The 17,814-nt window shown below is 68.1% G+C and carries 10 protein-coding genes and 1 pseudogene; 8 read left to right on the top strand and 3 right to left on the bottom strand.

Translation table 11 applies throughout. From position 1 onward, the window contains the following. Positions 1-131 precede the first annotated feature (131 nt). Positions 132-1,910, bottom strand: coding sequence for an endonuclease (locus RAB70_RS01390; protein ID WP_148827986.1), 1,779 nt, complete (start codon positions 1,908-1,910; stop codon positions 132-134). Positions 1,911-2,190: 280 nt separating this feature from the next. On the opposite strand from RAB70_RS01390, the gene RAB70_RS01385 reads away from it, so the two are divergent. From RAB70_RS01385 to RAB70_RS01360, 6 genes and pseudogenes are all read left to right on the top strand, one after another. Further along, positions 2,191-2,478, top strand: coding sequence for a co-chaperone GroES (locus RAB70_RS01385; protein ID WP_010340979.1), 288 nt, complete (start codon positions 2,191-2,193; stop codon positions 2,476-2,478). Positions 2,479-2,614: 136 nt separating this feature from the next. Then, on the top strand, positions 2,615-4,261 hold the full coding sequence (groL, locus tag RAB70_RS01380; RefSeq protein WP_010340980.1) for a chaperonin GroEL: 1,647 nt from the start codon (positions 2,615-2,617) through the stop codon (positions 4,259-4,261). Positions 4,262-5,127: 866 nt separating this feature from the next. Beyond that, positions 5,128-8,019 (top strand): TonB-dependent siderophore receptor, encoded by a 2,892-nt coding sequence (locus tag RAB70_RS01375; RefSeq protein ID WP_148827987.1) that lies wholly within the window; start codon positions 5,128-5,130, stop codon positions 8,017-8,019. Between the two features lie 451 nt (positions 8,020-8,470). Further along, positions 8,471-9,544: a 3-deoxy-7-phosphoheptulonate synthase gene (locus RAB70_RS01370; protein WP_017911936.1), complete on the top strand. Its 1,074-nt coding sequence runs from the start codon at positions 8,471-8,473 to the stop codon at positions 9,542-9,544. A gap of 315 nt (positions 9,545-9,859) precedes the next feature. Beyond that, a pseudogene (locus tag RAB70_RS01365) lies at positions 9,860-9,976 on the top strand (LysR family transcriptional regulator); the annotation flags it as partial. Between the two features lie 92 nt (positions 9,977-10,068). Continuing rightward, entirely contained in the window at positions 10,069-10,383 is a 315-nt protein-coding gene (locus RAB70_RS01360) for a GIY-YIG nuclease family protein (protein WP_017911938.1), read from the top strand. 325 nt (positions 10,384-10,708) lie between these two features. Here the strand turns inward: RAB70_RS01360 and RAB70_RS01355 are convergent, their stop codons facing one another. Beyond that, positions 10,709-12,229: an acetyl-CoA hydrolase/transferase family protein gene (locus RAB70_RS01355; RefSeq protein ID WP_148827988.1), complete on the bottom strand. Its 1,521-nt coding sequence runs from the start codon at positions 12,227-12,229 to the stop codon at positions 10,709-10,711. Between the two features lie 360 nt (positions 12,230-12,589). On the opposite strand from RAB70_RS01355, the gene RAB70_RS01350 reads away from it, so the two are divergent. After that, the gene (locus RAB70_RS01350) at positions 12,590-14,782 is read left to right on the top strand and encodes a hypothetical protein (protein ID WP_408068868.1); all 2,193 of its coding nucleotides are present in this window, start codon (positions 12,590-12,592) and stop codon (positions 14,780-14,782) included. A 280-nt stretch (positions 14,783-15,062) separates the two neighbouring features. Here the strand turns inward: RAB70_RS01350 and RAB70_RS01345 are convergent, their stop codons facing one another. Further along, on the bottom strand, positions 15,063-15,941 hold the full coding sequence (locus RAB70_RS01345; RefSeq protein ID WP_017911940.1) for a LysR family transcriptional regulator: 879 nt from the start codon (positions 15,939-15,941) through the stop codon (positions 15,063-15,065). Between the two features lie 164 nt (positions 15,942-16,105). Here RAB70_RS01345 and RAB70_RS01340 point away from each other — a divergent pair, with 164 nt between their 5' ends. After that, the gene (locus RAB70_RS01340) at positions 16,106-17,650 is read left to right on the top strand and encodes an MFS transporter (protein ID WP_148827990.1); all 1,545 of its coding nucleotides are present in this window, start codon (positions 16,106-16,108) and stop codon (positions 17,648-17,650) included. Positions 17,651-17,814 lie beyond the last annotated feature (164 nt).

The raw sequence follows: 17,814 nt of genomic DNA, 5'->3' as shown, positions 1-17,814 counted from the left end.
CGCGCTTTGGCGGCGCCCGCGGGGAAAGCCGGCGCCGCTCTGAATCCCCAATCCCGAATCCCGGGTTTTTCAGCAGCCGAATGGCTGATCATCCCCGCCCGCTGCAAATGCAGCGGGCGAGGCACTACGGCTCAGTTGAGCAACTGGCAGCTGGCCGGCTTGGCCGAGGTGAACAGCGACGAGGTCGCCCACTCCGGGTGGTCGATGAACGGGTTGCGGTTGCCCTGGAAGCTGTAGATCACCTCGTTGCGGGCGCGCTCGGCGTCGTCCGGCGGATCCTGCTGGCTCCACGCGATCAGGGTCGACAGCAGGCCCATGTAGGCCGGCGAGGACGAGGTCTTGACGATCTTGCTGCGGTCGTCGGTCAGTTCCAGGTCCGGCTCGGACTGCCCGGTCTTGGCATCCACGCCACCCTCATAGCGGATCGCCATGTACATCACCGCACGCGCCATGTCGCCCTTGCGGTGGTCCCACACCTCGAAGGTGCCGCTGTTGCCGTCCGGGGTGCGCACCCAGTTGGAATTGCCCGGGTAGCGGCCGCTGCCGCCGCCGAAGCCGGCGTTGGCCTCGGTGGCGCGCTCGCCGCAGTTGCTGTCGCACTTGGCGTAGGGCTTGTTGCCGCGGTCGGCGTTCCAGGTGGCGTCGGTCAGGTACAGCATGTGGGTGTCGGTGTAGGGCGCGTAGGGCAGGCCCTTGTTGCCGGTGGAGGTGCCGAAGCCCAGCGAGTTCGGCCAGCTATGCTCGCGGTTGTACTTCAGGCCGCTGCCGCTGCCGGCACGGTCGGTGCCCTTGGCATAGCTGCGGTTGCGGTAGGCGTCGAGGACGCGCTGGCTGTTGTTCGGATCCTCGTCGGCGATCTCCAGGATGGCCCAGGTGTCGGTGCCGGAGCTGCTGCTGTACGGATAGACGGTGTGGCCCTTGATCGTCTCGTGCAGCGAGCAGCGCAGCTGGCTGGGGCTGGAGGTGTTGACCCGCGAGTAGTAGCTGCCGGCGCCGTTGCCGCCGCCGCCCGAGCCGCTGGCGACGTTGAAGGCGACGCTGCGATCCTGCGCCGGATGCGCGCCGTCGGCATCGCTCACGCGTGCGGCGACGATGCTCAGGGTGCAGCTCTCGCCGGCCTTCAGCGCGGTGTTGGTGGACAGGGAGAACTGGGTGCCGCTGCTGGGATAGGTCAGCGCCACAGTGCCGGACTGCTGGCAGCTCAGGCCGAACGCGCCGCTGGCCAGGCTCACCGCCTCGCTGAAGGTCACCGCCAGGTCGCCGGCGGCGGGGAAGTCGGTGGCGCCCTGGGTCGGGGTGGTGGCGGTCACGGTCGGCGCGGCGTTGCTGCCGCCGCCGCCGGCGAAGGTCTGGCCGTTGTTGCAGGCGCCGAAGGTGCTGGTGGCGCTGTCGCTCCAGCTGAAGTCGGCCGCGGCGCTGCCGTTGCCGCGCAGCTGCAGCGAGGTGCCGGCCGGGGTGCTGTTGCTCTCGCTGACCGGCAGGTTCTGGCTGGTCATGCCCGCGGCGGGGCCGCCGCCGCCGGTGATGGCGCCCTCGTAGCTGAGGAACTGCACCACCTTGCCGTTGCCGTCGACCAGCGCCAGGCCGTCGTTGGGCCCGTTCTGGATGCCGTTGCTGGCGTAGCTGACGGTGGCGATGCGCACCTGCCCGCCGCAGCTGACCAGGTTGCCGGCCGGCACCGCGCTGTTGGCGTAGACGGCCGCCGACCCCGGGTTGCTGCCGTTGTACAAGTAGACGCGGTAGCCGCTCAGGCTCTCCCCGGCGGTGGCGACGATCTCCACGCCTTCGCCGGTGTCGCCGGCGGCGGTGGCATCGTCGTAATGCAATTCATTAATGAATACGGCGGCCTGGGCCGGCCCGGCAAGGGCGAGCAGGCAGGCCAGCGGCAGCGCAACGGCGGATGGCTTCATCGACAACTCCTTTTGGTGACGGATCCCCCCATGGGTCCGCGCTCAGCCTAGCCTGCCTCTGTGACACTGTGACGGGATTCGGTCACTGCTTGCCACCGAATGCACGTTCCTGGCAAAAATTTTTTGCCTCCCGCCCTTGAAAGCCCCGGCCGCGGCACTACATCAGGCGCATCCCGGCGCTACCGGGTTTTTTCGCGAGCGTTGCTGGCAGTCGTCATGGGCGAGTGCTAACATCGCCGGCCTTTCCTAGACCAATCAATCACTTAAGAGGTCTCACTCAATGAGCATCAAGCCGCTTCACGACCGCGTCGTAGTCAAGCCGATCGAAGCCGACGAAATCTCCGCCGGCGGCATCGTGATCCCGGATTCGGCCAAGGAAAAGTCCACCAAGGGTGAAGTTGTGGCCGTCGGCGCCGGCAAGCCGCTGGACAACGGCAGCGTGCGCGCCCCGGCGCTGAAGGTCGGCGACAAGGTCATCTACGGCCAGTACGCCGGTTCCAGCTACAAGGCCGAAGGCGTCGAGTACAAGGTGCTGCGCGAAGACGACGTTCTGGCGATCGTCGGCTGAAGCCGACGATCGCGGGATTCGGGAATCGGGATTCGGGATTGGCAAAGGCGCCAGGCGCCGCGCGACCCGACATCTCCGCCCGAATTCCGCTCTAGCGAATCCCTAATCCCCAATCACGAATCCCGGAGCAACACACATGGCTGCCAAAGATATCCGTTTCGGTGAAGACGCCCGTTCGCGCATGGTGCGCGGCGTCAACATCCTCGCCAATGCCGTCAAGGCCACCCTGGGCCCGAAGGGCCGCAATGTCGTGCTCGAGAAGAGCTTCGGCGCCCCGACCATCACCAAGGACGGCGTCTCCGTCGCCAAGGAAATCGAACTGGCCGACAAGTTCGAGAACATGGGCGCGCAGATGGTGAAGGAAGTCGCCTCCAAGACCTCCGACAACGCCGGCGACGGCACCACCACCGCCACCGTGCTGGCGCAGGCGCTGATCCGCGAAGGTTCCAAGGCGGTCGCCGCCGGCATGAACCCGATGGACCTCAAGCGCGGCATCGACAAGGCCGTCGTGGCCGCCGTGGCCGAGCTGAAGAAGATCAGCAAGCCCACCGCCGACGACAAGGCCATCGCCCAGGTCGGCACCATCTCCGCCAACTCCGACGAGTCGATCGGCAACATCATCGCCGACGCGATGAAGAAGGTCGGCAAGGAAGGCGTGATCACGGTCGAGGAAGGCTCGGGCCTGGAGAACGAGCTGGACGTGGTCGAGGGCATGCAGTTCGACCGCGGCTACCTGTCGCCGTACTTCATCAACAACCAGCAGAGCCAGCAGGCCGACCTGGACGACCCGTTCGTGCTGCTGCACGACAAGAAGATCTCCAACGTGCGTGACCTGCTGCCGGTGCTGGAAGGCGTGGCCAAGGCCGGCAAGCCGCTGCTGATCGTCGCCGAGGAAGTGGAAGGCGAGGCGCTGGCGACCCTGGTGGTCAACACCATCCGCGGCATCGTCAAGGTCGTGGCGGTCAAGGCCCCGGGCTTCGGCGACCGTCGCAAGGCGATGCTGGAAGACATGGCCGTGCTGACCGGCGGCACCGTGATTTCCGAGGAAGTGGGCCTGGCGCTGGAGAAGGCGACCATCAAGGACCTGGGCCGCGCCAAGAAGGTGCAGGTCTCCAAGGAGAACACCACCATCATCGACGGCGCCGGCGACACCTCGGCGATCGAGTCGCGCATCAAGCAGATCAAGGCGCAGATCGAAGAGACCTCGTCGGACTACGACCGCGAGAAGCTGCAGGAGCGCGTGGCCAAGCTGGCCGGCGGCGTGGCGGTGATCAAGGTCGGTGCCTCGACCGAGATCGAGATGAAGGAAAAGAAGGCGCGCGTCGAAGACGCCCTGCACGCGACCCGTGCGGCGGTGGAAGAAGGCGTGGTCCCGGGCGGCGGCGTGGCGCTGGTGCGCGCGCTGAGCGCGATCGGCGAGCTGAAGGGCGCCAATGAAGATCAGACCCACGGCATCCAGATCGCGCTGCGCGCGATGGAAGCGCCGCTGCGCGAGATCGTCACCAACGCCGGCGAAGAGCCGTCCGTGATCCTCAACAAGGTCAAGGAAGGCAGCGGCAACTTCGGCTACAACGCCGCCAACGGCGAGTTCGGCGACATGGTCGAGTTCGGCATCCTGGATCCGACCAAGGTGACCCGTTCGGCGCTGCAGAACGCCGCTTCGATCGCCGGCCTGATGATCACCACCGAAGCGATGGTGGCCGAGGCCCCGAAGAAGGAAGAGCCGGCCGCTCCGGGCGGCATGGGCGGCGGCATGGGCGGCATGGGCGGCATGGATTTCTGATCCAGCCGGCCTCGGCCGACCTGTTGTTCCACGCAGTCGAAAGGAGCCCCGCAGCGATGCGGGGCTCTTTTTTTGTGTCATCGACATCGGGGCATGCCGATGCGCTCGCATGCTGACCAACCTGCCGGCCGCGCCGCTGGCGCATCCGCTTGGCGCGCGTCTGTAGCGAGCTTCCCGTCAGGACGCAGGATCATGCGCAGGAACGGCTTCAGCCGCGACGAGGCGCTACCGGGAATGCCTGTCGCGGCTGAAGCCGCTCCCGCGAGGACAACGGCGTTTCTCGCCGAGCTGCGGTAAGCAGCGAAGCGGGTCATGGAAGCTGCCTGTGCCGGGCTTGTGCGATCTCCCCGACCGAGGCGCGGCACAGGCGTGCCAGGCGGCCGTGACCCAACCGGACGGATGCGAGTGCAGGCTTCGCTCCATGCGCCTCAAACACCACGAGACGCTGCGCGCCGGACCCTTGCCCCAACCCCTCTCTCAACGGAAGAGGGGCACGCGATCGCGATGCGCATGCAGCCCATCGTTGCCCAGCAGCGTCTCCGCCAGAGGTGCGGCTGGCACGGCCTGCGGTGGCGATACGGCGAGAATCGACGCGCTGCGCGGCGAATCGCGCACAACGTGCAATCGTCTACAAGTGCGCTGTAGCCGCGTGTTGACAGCGTTTTCAGCGCCATGCAGGTTAGGACGCACGGGCGTCCAGGGGGATCTGCACGCCCGCATGTTCGTCCTTTTGTTTGCGTCGCGGCCGGCGCACGGTGGCGCTTGCCTGCGGCATGCGCAGCACGGTCGTGGGCGCGGCGCAGCGAAGAGGGCGCCGCAGGTCGTGTTCGCACGGCGCTGCTTCCATCCGCTGCCGGGGACACCGCATGCCACTTCGCTCATCCACCACCCTCGCGTTCGGCATCGTGCTGGCGCTGTACGGCGCCAGCGAGGCGCGCGCGCAGGACGCCGACACCGCCGCGCCCAAGGCCGCCGCCACCACCGACCTCGGCCAGGTCGTGGTCACCGGCTCGCGGATCAAACGCTCGGAGGTGGAGGGCGCCGAACCGGTGCTGACGATCAGCGCGCAGCAGATCCAGCAGGAAGGTTTCCTCACCGTCTACGACGTGCTCAGCACGCTCAACCAGCAGGGCAGCGTCGAGGCCGACACCAAGTACGGCTCGCACACGCCCAACGCCTCGCCGGTGAGCCTGCGCGACCTTGGCCCCGGACGCACCCTGCTGCTGGTCAACGGCCACCGCGTCGCCGACTACCCGCAGCCCTACGCCGGCGAGAGCAACTTCGCCAACTACGCCAACATCCCCTCCGCGGCGGTGGAGCGCATCGAGATCCTCACCGGCGGCGCCTCGGCCATCTACGGTTCGGACGCGGTCGCCGGCGTCATCAACGTGATCCTCAAGCAAGGCTACGAGGGCAACCAGGTGCGCCTGCGCGGCGGCACCGCCACCGCCGGCGGGCGCGACGTGGTCGACCTGTCCTGGGTCGGCGGGCGCAGCGGCGACAAGTGGAACCTGACCTACGCGCTGCAGTGGACCCGGCGCGATCCGCTGTCGGTCGGCGAGCGGCCGAAGATGGACGACCAGGACGACGAGTCCTACAGCAACTGGACCGCGCAGGCGCGCAAGTACGGCTTCAATCCGTTCACCGGCCTGAGCCTGGTCGACGCCGGCAACAACACGCGCCTGGCGCCGCCCAGCGGCACCTGTGCGCGCTTCGGCGGCCAGTTCGTCGACGCGCAGCGGCTGAGCTACGACTACAACAGCGACACCGTGCGCAACCTCGGCGGTTACTGCGGCATGGCACACGACTACGCCGACTGGCTGGCCGCCAGCGGCGGCGACAGCGGCTCGGCGTATCTGTACGGCACCTTCGACTTCGACAACGGCGTGCAGGCCTGGAGCACGCTGTCCACGACCAAGAGCCTGGGCTACTGGACCTACGACCCGCCCTATGTCTACCTCGGCCCGTTCCACGATACCGGCAGCGACCGCGACCTGTACGCGATCCGCCAGCTCACCCGCTTCGAATCCGGCGGCTGGAAGAACCTGGCCAACACCACCAGGGAACTGTCCTGGGACCTGAGCGCCGGCCTCAAGGGCCGCCTCGCCGATCGCTTCGACTGGGAACTGGCGGTGGGCCGCGCGCGCTACACCGTGGACGAATACGTGCGCACCGTGGACACGCAGAAGGCCACCGCCTATTTCCTCGGCCCGCAACTGGGCAGCACCGCCGACGGCACGCCGATCTACGATCTGGACGAGTCGCGCTGGTACCAGCCGCTGACCGGCGCGCAGTACAACGACCTGGCGGTGAAGGCGCACAACCGTGCCGATTCCTGGGTCAACCAGGTCAACGCCAACATCACCGGCGAGCTGCTGCAGGGCTGGGCCGGGCCGATCAAGTTCGCCGCGGTCGGCGAAGTGGCCAAGCAGGGCTACCGGCTGTCGCCCGATCCCTGCGCCAACACCTGCTATCCGCTGGACGTGGTCGACTATGGTGGCGGCGAGCGCTTGCGCTACTCTGGCGGCATCGAGTTCGACGTGCCGCTGCTGTCCTCGCTCAACGCCAGCCTGGCGGCGCGGCACGACCGCTACGGCGACTATCGCGCCTACGGCAGCGACCTCGGCGCGGCGATCGGCACCCAGCGCGACACCACCTGGAGCGCCGGCCTGGAGTGGCGGCCACTGAGCACGCTGCTGCTGCGCGGCAGCGTCGCCACCAGTTTCCGCGCCCCGGACATGCACTACGTGCTCGGCGAACCCAGCTCCACCCAGCAGACCGTGATCGACCAGTACCGCTGCATCCAGAAGGGCTACTACCTCACCGGCGGCTGCAGTGCCGAGAACAGCGACGTGTTCTACCTGATGCAGGTCAACCGCCGCGGCACCCCGGACCTGGAATCGGAGCATGGACGCTCGGTCACCGCCGGCTTCGTCTGGGATATCGCCGAGGGCCTGTCGCTGACCGCGGACTACTACCGGATTCGCTTGCAGGACATGATCAAGGACCTCAACCGCGACGAGGTGCTCAGCGCCGAAGCCGGCTGCCGCACCGGCCTGACCACCGCCGGCGGCGTGTGGGTCAATCCCGGCGGCGCCGAGTACTGCGCGCGCATCCTTTCGCGAGTGGCGCGCGATGCCGCCGGCCGCGTCACCGGCATCGAGCAGGGGCCGATCAACATCGCGCAGATGCACGTGTCCGGCGTCGACGCCTCGCTGAAGTACCGCCTCAACACCGCGCGCTGGGGCAACTTCAGCTTCGCCCTGGATTACAACAATCTGATCGGCTACCACGAGCAGACCTACCGCACCGACGACGACAAGAACCTGCGCGACCAGAAGATCCGCAGCAAGCTGCGCGGCAGTGTGCACTGGGAGAACGGCGGTCCGCTGGACCTGACCGTGTACGCCAAGCGCTTCGGCTCCACCCAGGCAGTGAACTGGGGCACCTGCACCCGCTTCGACGACGGCTACCAGCCCAGCCCTTCCGACGCCTGCCGCGTCACCGACAGCGGCAACCGCCACTTCGGCGAGAGCACCACGCGTTACTTCGGCCGCGTCGGCCCGGCGCTGTACTGGAACCTCACCGCCGGCTACCGCATCGCCCCGAAGATGAAGGTCAACCTGTACATCAACAACGTGCTCGATACCGTCGGCTACGACAACAAGGAGCGCTACTACGGCTACCAGTTCTACAACACCACCCTGTACGACGCGATCGGCCGCGAGGTGGCGATGGAATATGTGCTGGATTTCTGAGGGGCCGGGATTCGGGAGTGGGGATTCGGCATGCGGGATGCGCTCTAGCCCCTCTCCCACCGGGAGAGGGGTGAGGGTCCGGAGCGCGCAGCGCCACGTAAGAACCCACGCGTCAAAGGCTCCTACGCGATGACGGCGACATCATGGCCCTGCCGCCGCGTTGAACCGCTTTTCCGATTCCCCATTCCCTGTTCCCCTTTCCCGGCTCCACAAGTTGCTGATGCAACTGTGGCGCTGCCGCAAACCCTGTGCTATCACTACGTCCCATGAACGCTTCCTGCCGCAGCTTTTACTTTTGGTATTACGGTTTTCCGATGCCGCTGGCGGAGGAAGGATCGCGTTCACCCTGAAGGACACTTCAGCCGCAATCCCGAAAGCCGCCAGCGAACCTGGCGGCTTTTTTCATGCCGCCGGATCTGGCCCCCACCCAGCCCCCCGACGAGACACGCACATGGCCCCGCACACCGACGATCTGCGCATCCGCAAGATCGAACCGCTGACTCCGCCCTCCCAGTTGCAGGCGCTGCTGCCCTGCGACGAGGAGGCCTCGCAGACCGTCACTGCCGCGCGCGCGGCGCTGCACGAGATCCTGCACGGCCGCGACGACCGCCTGGCGGTGGTGATCGGCCCCTGCTCGATCCACGACCCGGTCGCGGCGATGGAGTACGCGCAGCGCCTGCGCCCGCTGCGCGAGACCTACGGCGACGCGCTGGAGATCGTGATGCGGGTGTACTTCGAAAAGCCGCGCACCACGGTCGGCTGGAAGGGCCTGATCAACGATCCCAACCTCGACGGCAGCTTCGACATCAACAAGGGCCTGCGCCTGGCGCGCGGCCTGCTGCGCGACATCAACCGCCTGGGCCTGCCGGCCGGCGTGGAGTTCCTTGACATCATCTCGCCGCAGTACATCGCCGACCTGGTGGCCTGGGGCGCGATCGGCGCGCGCACCACCGAGAGCCAGGTGCACCGCGAGATGGCCTCGGGCCTGTCGTGCCCGGTGGGCTTCAAGAACGGCACCAGCGGCGACGTCAAGATCGCGGTCGATGCGGTCGGCGCGGCCTCGCATCCGCACCATTTCCTGGCGGTGACCAAGGACGGGCAGACTGCGGTGGCGGCCACCGCCGGCAATCCCGATTGCCACGTGATCCTGCGCGGCGGCACCCAGCCCAACTACGACGCCGACAGCGTGGCCGCAGCGGCGCAGGTGCTGGAGAAGGCCGGCCTGCCGGCGCGGCTGATGGTCGACGCCAGCCACGCCAACAGCGGCAAGAACCCGGACAACCAGCCCAAGGTGATCGAGGACATCGCCCGCCAGCTCGAGGCCGGGCAGACCCGCATCGTCGGCGCCATGGTCGAGAGCCACCTGCGCGGCGGCCGCCAGGACCTGGTCGCGGGCCAGCCGCTGGTCTACGGCCAGAGCATCACCGACGGCTGCATCGACTGGGACAGCTCGGTGCAGGTCCTCGAGCGGCTGGCGCAGGCGGTACGCGCACGGCGCCAGGCGCGCGTGGCGCAGGCGGCCTGAGCTCGGTGGTGGGAGAAACGCACGCAGCCTGACCGGCTGCGTGCGTGCGTGGGGGGCGGGGGAGGCCCGGAAGAGGGGCCGGACGCGCCGCCGAATGCGAAGGGAGAGAGCTTCGGTATCGACGGCTGCGTGCCGGTGATGACGTTATCCGCCCATCCGGTGACCACGGTATGCCGGTGTGTGGCAGCGGCTGGCAAGGTGTTGGCGAGGCGTTAAGACCGGTTGTCGCCGGTTCAGCGCGGCGGCGTGGAAGTGGCGCGATGGGATGTACAAGCCGCGCATTGAGGGGCCGGGGGCATAGCGGCGATCGCCTGCCGGACGCACCAGGCCCTGCTCGGCGCGACGCTGTTCCAGCGCCATGCGCGTGGGGTCAAGCTGACCGCCGAAGATCGACAACTGGCCGATGCCGCCAGCGCCGCGTTCGCCGACATCGGGGTCTGACCGATAGGTGCTGCCCGAGTCGCATGCGCGCATGTGCGGACGCCGCTGCTGGCGAAACCGGCCACCGTGTCGATAATGCCTGCATGGCCGCCGACTCGCCCTGGTTCCTGTACCTGCTCGAATGTCGCAACGGCAGCTACTACGCCGGCATCACCCCGGACCTGCAGGCACGCTTCCAGGCGCACCTGCGCGGCGCCGGTGCCAAGTACACCCGCGCCAACCCGCCGGTGCGGCTGCTGGCAAGCCGTGCCTATCCCGACCGCGCCGCCGCCTCGCGCGCCGAGTACGCACTCAAGCAGTTGCCGCGTGGCCGCAAGCTGGCGTTCCTGACCGCGCCCGAGACCGCGTCTGGCCCCGACAACCTGCAAGCGACCGCCGAATCCGCAGCGGTGTCGTAGGAGTGGCTTCAGCCGCGAGAAGCGTGACCCGTAACGCCCGTCGCGGCTGCAGCCGCTCCCGCGACGATGCCGCACATTCGCGCAGATTCTGGATGCGAGAGGGCTGCACTGTGGGAGGGACTTCAGTCCCGACGCGCGGTCCCGCAGTGCTCAGTGGCACTCCAGAATCATCGACAGCCGTCGTAGGAGCGCTTTCAAGCGCGACCTCGGGAAAACGCGTCGCGGCTGAAGCCACTGCTACCAGGGCACTGGACATTCGCGCAGATGTCGGGATGGCAGGGCTGCAATGTGGAAAGGGCTGCATGTCCCGCTGCCGATCGGTGGCTCAGCCGCCCGCGTGCATCGTCCCTGTGTCCAGCCAGCGCTGGTGCCAGGACAGCGCCTCGGGCAGCAGGTGCGGGGTGTGCTTGCCGTAGCTGGCGTGCAGGGCGCGGTCGAAATAGTCCTGCAATTGCGCGCGGTAGCTCGGGTCCACGCAGTGCGCGAGCAACTGTTGTGCGCGCTGCCGCGGCGGCAGGCCGCGCAGGTCGGCCAGGCCGTGCTCGGTGACGATGATGGAGACGTCGTGCTCGGTGTGGTCGACATGGCTGACCATCGGCACGATCGAGGAGATGCTGCCGTTCTTCGCCGTGCTGGGGCTGAGGAAGATCGACAGGAAGCCGTTGCGGGCGAAATCGCCGGAGCCGCCGATGCCGTTCATGATGCGGCTGCCCATCACGTGGGTGGAGTTGACGTTGCCGTACAGGTCGGCCTCGATCATGCCGTTCATGCCGATGCAGCCCAGCCGCCGCACCAGTTCCGGATGGTTGGAGATCTCCTGCGTGCGCAGGATGATGCGCTCCCGGTAGAAGTCGATGTTGCGCTTGAACTCCTCGTTGGCCTCCGGGCTCAGCGCGAAGCCGGTGCACGAGGCGACCTTGAGCACGCCGCTGCGCAGCAGGTCGAGCATGCCGTCCTGGATGACCTCGGTGAACGCGCTGAGGTCGCGGAAGCCGCTGCTGGCCAGCCCGGCCAGCACCGCGTTGGGAATGTTGCCCACGCCGGACTGCAGCGGCAGCAGGTTGGGCGGCAGCCGGCCCTTGCCGACCTCGTGCTGGAAGAACGCGATCAGGTGCTCGGCGATGCGTTGGCTGGTGGCATCTGCGGGCGTGAACGGGCTGTTGCGGTCGGGGCCGTGGGTGCGCACCACCGCCACGATCCTGTCCGGGTCGCAGCGCAGCGATGGTTCGCCGATGCGGTCGTCGGCGTGCAGCAGCGGGATCGGCTTGCGGTGTGGTGGCAACGCGGTGCCGTAGTACACGTCGTGCATGCCGTCGATGCCGGCCGGCTGCCAGTCGTTGACCTCGACGATCACCTTCTTCGCCAGGTCCAGCCAGGTCTTGTTGTTGCCCACCGAGGTCGACGGGATCAGGCTGCCGTCCTCGCGGATGCCGGCCACTTCCACCACCGCGGTGTCGATCTGCCCATAGAAGCCGAACCACACGTGCTGGGCGACGTGGCTGAGGTGGATGTCGATGTAGTCCAGGCTGCCGGCGTTGATGCGCTGGCGCGCGTCCGGGTCGGACTGGAACGGCATGCGCAGGGCGATGCCGTCGGCCTTGGCCAGCGCGCCGTCCAGTTCCGGCGCGGTGGAGGCGCCGGTCATCAACTGGATCTTGAACGATTGCCCCTGCAGGTGCGCCGCTTCGATGCGCTGCGCCAGCGCCATCGGCACCGCCTTGGGATAGCCGGAGCCGGTGAAGCCGCTCATCGCCACCGTCTCGCCGGGCTGGATCAACGCCGCCGCGGCCTCGGCGCTGACGATGCGTTCGCGCAGGCGGGGATGGAGGATACGTTCGGCGGACATGCGGCGACCATGGCGTGGGAAGGGGAGGGCAATTATCGCGGATCGGGCCGAGGCCCGCGTTGGGGTGTGTCCCCACTTTTTGCGCCTGTCGCGTGGCGGTGCGGGCGGGCGCCACGTAACGCACGCACGCCACGGTCTGTGCGATGTGTGTGGCGCTTCGCGCGCCGGACCCTCACCCCAACCCCTCTCCCGGTGGGAGAGGGGCTCTGGCTTCTCCCTTCTCCTGGTGGGTCTGCCTTGTGATGACAGGACGCAGCGCGCATGCAGCCAGCGCAGTGCCGTGTACGTGCCACCGTCGCTTTCACGCGTTCCACGCCGCGCCGCGGCGATAGTGCGGCGGTGCCGCTCTCCGCCCGCCCACTGACCGCCGTCCATGCTCGCTACCGGCGTCTGCCGCGCGGCTGGCGCCTGCTCCTGCGCGGCCTGCTGATCGCCTACCTGCTGTACCTGCTGGCCGGCAACGTGTTCCTCAACACGCCGCTGTTCGACCTGGCCACCAACCGCAAGCCGGAGAAGTTCCGCATGCACACCGGGCCGGCCGTCACCGTGCTGCCCGGCTTCATCACCGCCTGGAACGTGCGCATGCGCGGCCACGTGCAGCGCAATGTCTGGCAGGTGCGTGCCGACCGCGCCAGCGCGCGCATCGCGCTGCTGCCGCTGCTGCATCGCGAAGTGCGCCTGCCGTGGATGGAAGCGGTGAACGTGATCGGCGAGATGGACCGCGTCGAGGAGATGATCCCGCCACCGCCGCCCAGCGACCAGGGCTGGACCCTGCGCTTCGACGCGATCCACAGCGGCACGCTGCGCCGCGCACGCTTCGGCGATTTTACGGTCGAGGGCAAGGGCCACGGCACCGTCGGCTTCCTCAAGCAGTTGCGTGGCGGTCCCTCGGAACTGTTCCGCTCGCAGATCGTGTTCGAGGACGCCAGCGTGCGCTACGGCAAGCGCCAGATCGCCGACCAGGCCACGCTGGACGCGCGCTTCTCGTTCCCGCGCCACTACCGCGCGCAGGCGCCGGGGCTGCGCAAGCTGGGCATCACCGACCTGGCGCTGCGCATGCACGGCCGCAGCGTGGCCCTGCGCATCGACACCGCCGGCGACACCACCAAACTCAGTACCGAACCCGGGCTGGGCCATGTGCAGGCCGATCTGCACCTGCTGCGCGGCGCGCTGCAGCCCGGCAGCACGCTCAACTGGCGGGTGCCGCTGCATGCCGGCGTGGGCGCCACCGATCGCGGTGTGCTGACGCTGCTGCTGGACGTGGAGGGCGAGGACATCCGCGCCCGCGCGCGCCTGCCCGGCCAGGTCGATCCGCGCAGCATGCTTGATGCCGACCTGCGCATCGCCGGGCGCCAGGTGCCGTTCGCCGACCTGGCGGCGTTGCTGCCGCGCACCTCCGGCCGCGTGCAGGGACGCTGGCATTTCGAATCGTTGAACTGGATCAGCGACCTGCTGGTGCGCAAGCCGTGGTTCCAGCTCGACGGCGGCGGCGACGTCGCCGCCGATCTGCAGTTGCGGCAGGGCGCGTTGCAGCCGGGTAGCCGCCTCGACGTGCCCGACGTGCAGGCGGTGGCGGAGATCATGCGCGTGCGCCTGAGCGGCAAGGCGCAGGCGGTCGGCCGCATCGTCGGCAGCGCCGAACAGCCGCGCACGCAACTGGACGTGCGCATGCGCCGCTTCGCGCTGGCGCCGCTGGACGCGCCCAAGGCCAGCTTCGTCGAAGGCGAGAACCTGCAACTGGACTTGCAGGGCGACGGCGCGCTGGCCACCTTGCGCGACTCGTTGCAGGCGCGGCTGCGCTTCGCCGATGCGCGCGTGCCGGACCTGCGCGCCTACAACCGCTACCTGCCGGCGGCGCAGGTGCGTGTGCTCGGCGGCGATGGCCGGCTCAGCGGCGATCTGCAGCTGGATGCGTCCGGCCAGGTCGGCCAGGGCACCTTGCGCGTGCTCGGTCGCCGGGCGCGGCTGCAGACCGCGGGCCTGGAACTGGCCGGCGATCTCGACCTGGACGCGCGGCTGCGGCGCGCCGAGCTGCAGGACAAGCGCTTCGATCTGAGCGGCAGCACCCTGCGCCTGCAGGGCGTGCGCTACGGCACCCAGCCCAAGCAGGGCGACTGGTGGGCGACGCTACGCATTCCGCAGGGCCGCATCGCCGCGGCGGCGCCGGTGCAGGCCGATGCGCAGGTGCAGATGCAGATGCGCGACGCCGGCCCGGTGCTGGCGGTGTTCGCGCAGCACAGCGATGCGCCGGCGTGGTTGCTGAAGCTGGCCGATGCCGGACAACTGCAGGCCAGCGGACAGCTGCGCTGGCGCAAGGACGCGCTGTGGCTGGATCGGGTCGCGGCGGAGAACGAACGCGTGGCCTTGCGCGCGCGCCTGCGCGTGGGCGATGCCGGCACGCAGGGCGATCTGTATGCGCGCTGGGGCGTGCTCGGCGTGGGCGTGGCCTTGCGCGGCGAACAACGGCAATGGCATCTGCTCGGCGCGCGCGAGTGGTACGACAAGCAACCGGCATGGCTGCCGGAGGCGCCGGCACCGGCGGCATCGCCTTAGCGCGACAGAGATCGCGTTGGGCGTGCTTCGCTGGCTGCGGGTGGATGCGCTGTGCGCCGCGCCACGCCGGCATGCGAAAACACGCAACGCGCGTATTCCCCCGCTTTATCTATTCCCCATTCCCGTCTCCCCATTCCCGCCCACGCAGAATGTACTGCCCGGTATCGTTTTGCAGTGCAGCGTGCAATGTCCAAAAAAAGCGCCCAAGATCGCCCTGCATCCCGACGTGGGGGAGGGAGCAAAGCCCGCTGGCAGTTCGCTGCAAGCGGGCTTTTTTATTTCAGTCGGCGGGCATCGCGTCGCTGCCGGAAAGTGCCTCGGGTGATTGCGATAGTTGTTGCGCTAGCGCCTCCGCTGCCGGCGTTCGGTTGGCCTCGCTCCACAGCAGCCGGAAGCTGGCGTGCGGCAACGGCGGCAATCCAAAGCGCTCGTCCACGGCGACCATTCCCGCTTCCAGATCTTCCTGGGGCAGGGCGGTGATGGCCAGGCCGGCCTTCACGGCGGCACGCAGTCCCTGCTGACTTGGCGAGGTGAATGCCACTCGCCAGGCGAGATCGGCGCGTTCCAGTGCAGCGGTTCCCACCTGCCGGTGCAGGCAGGGCTTGGGCGCAAAAGCGAGCGGGACTGGCGCATTCGCGGCCGGCGCGAACGCTGGCGCGGCCGCCCACACGAAGCGGGTCCGGCGCAGCAGGGGCGTTGTCGGGTCGTCCTCCAGTGCGAGTGTCACCGCCAGGTCGAGGGAGCCCGCAACGATCTGCTCGTGCAGCGCGGCATAGGTATCCACCGTCACGTCCAGCCGCACCGCCGGAAACATCCGTGCGAACCGCGCCAGCATTGGCGGAAGGCGATCGCCGACGTAGCTTTCGGGGGCACCGAAACGCACCGTGCCGGACACCGGAGAACGCCGGAAACGCCGTGCGAGCGCGTCATGCGCCTGCAGCACCTGCGTCGCATGGCGAAGAAAGTCTTCGCCGTCTTCGGTCAGGCTCACCCGGCGGGTTGTGCGATTCAGCAGTGCCGTGCCGGCCTGCGCTTCCAGTTTGCGAATGTGATGGCTGATGGCCGACTGGGTGAGGTGCAGCCGTTCGCCTGCGCGCGTGAAGCCGCCAGTCTCGTTCACCGCAACGAAGGTGCGTAACAGATCCGGATCGTAGTCCATGCGATTCAGTCCATTTTTTAATTAATTCAAGAAAATTAAATCATTTCCATCATCCATTGTGTGCTCCCAGACTGGAAGTCAGCCGCTCCCAAGCCCGAATCGACCCGCCGTGCACCGGTCGGTCCGCTCGGCGCCGCGGGCGGATGTCCCTCTAGGAAAAGCCCATGACGCACCTTCCTTCCGCGCGCAGGAACACCCTCACGCTGGCGGCCGCCTGCCTGGCTTCGCTGATGTTCGGTCTGGAGATCTCCAGCGTGCCGGTGATCCTTCCCCTCCTCGAAGCGGCGCTGCACGGCAGCTTCCGCGATCTGCAGTGGATCATGAATGCCTACACCATCGCCTGCACCACCGTGCTGATGGCGACGGGCACGCTGGCCGACCGCTACGGGCGCAAGCGGATCTTCCTGATCTGCGTGTTCCTGTTCGGCGTGACCTCCTTGGTATGCGGCCTGGCAGGGAGCACGGCGCTGCTGATCGCTGGTCGCTTCCTTCAGGGGATGGCCGGGGGCGCCATGCTGGTGTGCCAGTTCGCCGTGCTCTCGCAGCAATTCGCAGACGCGACGGCCCGTGCCAAGGCGTTTGGGATCTGGGGGATCGTCTTCGGCATCGGCCTGGGTTTCGGCCCGATCATCGGTGCCGGCATCGTCGCGTTGTGGAGTTGGGAATGGGTTTTCCTTGTGCACGTTCCCATTTCCGCGATCGCCCTGGGGCTGGCGCTTGTCGGTGTCGAGGAGTCGCGCGATCCGCAGCGGTGCCGTTTGGACGTCGCCGGGATCGTCTCGCTGTCGGTCGCGGTGCTCGCCTTGGCGTGGTTCATCACGCAAGGGCCGGTAGCCGGCTTTGGCAGCGTTTCGTCGCTGGCGAGTCTGATCATCGCCAGCGGCAGCTGCGTCGCGTTCGTTGTGGCGGAGCGCCGCGCCGACGCGCCCATGTTCGACTTCTCGGTGTTCCGCATCCGCGACTTTTCCGGCGCCCTGTTGGGCTCGATGGGCATGAACTTCAGCTTCTGGCCGCTCATGATCTATCTGCCGCTGCTGTTCCAGCATGGGCTGGGCTACGGCAACGTGGCCACCGGACTTTCGCTGCTGGCTTACACCTTGCCGACCCTGGTGCTGCCGCCGTTGGGCGAGCGGCTGGCGCTGCGCTACCGCGCGCATACCGTGATTCCTGCCGGCCTGTTTGCGATCGGAGCCGGCTTGTTGCTGATGGCGTGGGGCAGCGGTACGGTGCGGGCCAGTTGGTTGACGATGCTCCCCGGGTGCCTGCTGGCCGGTACCGGGTTGGGGATCGTCAACACCCCGGTGACCAATACCATCACCGCGTCGGTCTGCGTCGCGCGTACCGGCATGGCCTCCGGCATGGACACCAGTGCGCGCCTGATCAGCCTTGCGATCAATATCGCGGTCATGGGATTCATCCTGGTGGAGGGCGTGTTGTCCTTTCTCCGCCGGACGCTGCCGACGGTCGACGCCACGTTGTTGCGGGGGCTGGCTGAGCGGCTTTCCGGCGGAACCGCACACGCGGCGGGGCAGGGCCTCTCCACGCCGACGGTTCCGCCCGACGTCGCGGCGGCAGCCATGATCCAAGGCATGCAATGGGTGATGTTGTATGGCGGCATCAGTGTCTGGACCCTCGCGCTCTGCAGCGTGATCGTGTTCGGCAGGTGTGGCGCCGAACATCGGTCTGCCGTGTCGAAAGAGGTCGCCTGATGGACGCGCGACCGAGGCGAAGGCGCTCGGCCGGTTGCCCATGACGGAAGCGCCGCGTCGTGCGCTGCGCCCGAAGCCCGCGCTTGGACGTGGATTGTCCGCGGCGGCGCGTGCACATGCGCCGCCGGCAGCGCCGCTGCGCCTCGACTGCCGCGAACCATCGC

It is taken from the genome of Xanthomonas sontii (assembly GCF_040529055.1).
In the GTDB taxonomy this organism is placed as follows: domain Bacteria; phylum Pseudomonadota; class Gammaproteobacteria; order Xanthomonadales; family Xanthomonadaceae; genus Xanthomonas_A; species Xanthomonas_A sontii.
The sequence above is the reverse complement of the archived record's forward strand: the minus strand, read 5'-3'. Positions and strand labels throughout refer to the sequence as shown.

What these genes read in the sequence shown, in the direction of transcription:
- RAB70_RS01390 (WP_148827986.1), bottom strand. Translation starts at nt 1,910, where the DNA reads ATGAAGCCATCCGCCGTTGCGCTGCCGCTGGCCTGCCTGCTCGCCCTT.
- RAB70_RS01385 (WP_010340979.1), top strand. Translation starts at nt 2,191, where the DNA reads ATGAGCATCAAGCCGCTTCACGACCGCGTCGTAGTCAAGCCGATCGAA.
- groL (WP_010340980.1), top strand. Translation starts at nt 2,615, where the DNA reads ATGGCTGCCAAAGATATCCGTTTCGGTGAAGACGCCCGTTCGCGCATG.
- RAB70_RS01375 (WP_148827987.1), top strand. Translation starts at nt 5,128, where the DNA reads ATGCCACTTCGCTCATCCACCACCCTCGCGTTCGGCATCGTGCTGGCG.
- RAB70_RS01370 (WP_017911936.1), top strand. Translation starts at nt 8,471, where the DNA reads ATGGCCCCGCACACCGACGATCTGCGCATCCGCAAGATCGAACCGCTG.
- RAB70_RS01360 (WP_017911938.1), top strand. Translation starts at nt 10,069, where the DNA reads ATGGCCGCCGACTCGCCCTGGTTCCTGTACCTGCTCGAATGTCGCAAC.
- RAB70_RS01355 (WP_148827988.1), bottom strand. Translation starts at nt 12,229, where the DNA reads ATGTCCGCCGAACGTATCCTCCATCCCCGCCTGCGCGAACGCATCGTC.
- RAB70_RS01345 (WP_017911940.1), bottom strand. Translation starts at nt 15,941, where the DNA reads ATGGACTACGATCCGGATCTGTTACGCACCTTCGTTGCGGTGAACGAG.
- RAB70_RS01340 (WP_148827990.1), top strand. Translation starts at nt 16,106, where the DNA reads ATGACGCACCTTCCTTCCGCGCGCAGGAACACCCTCACGCTGGCGGCC.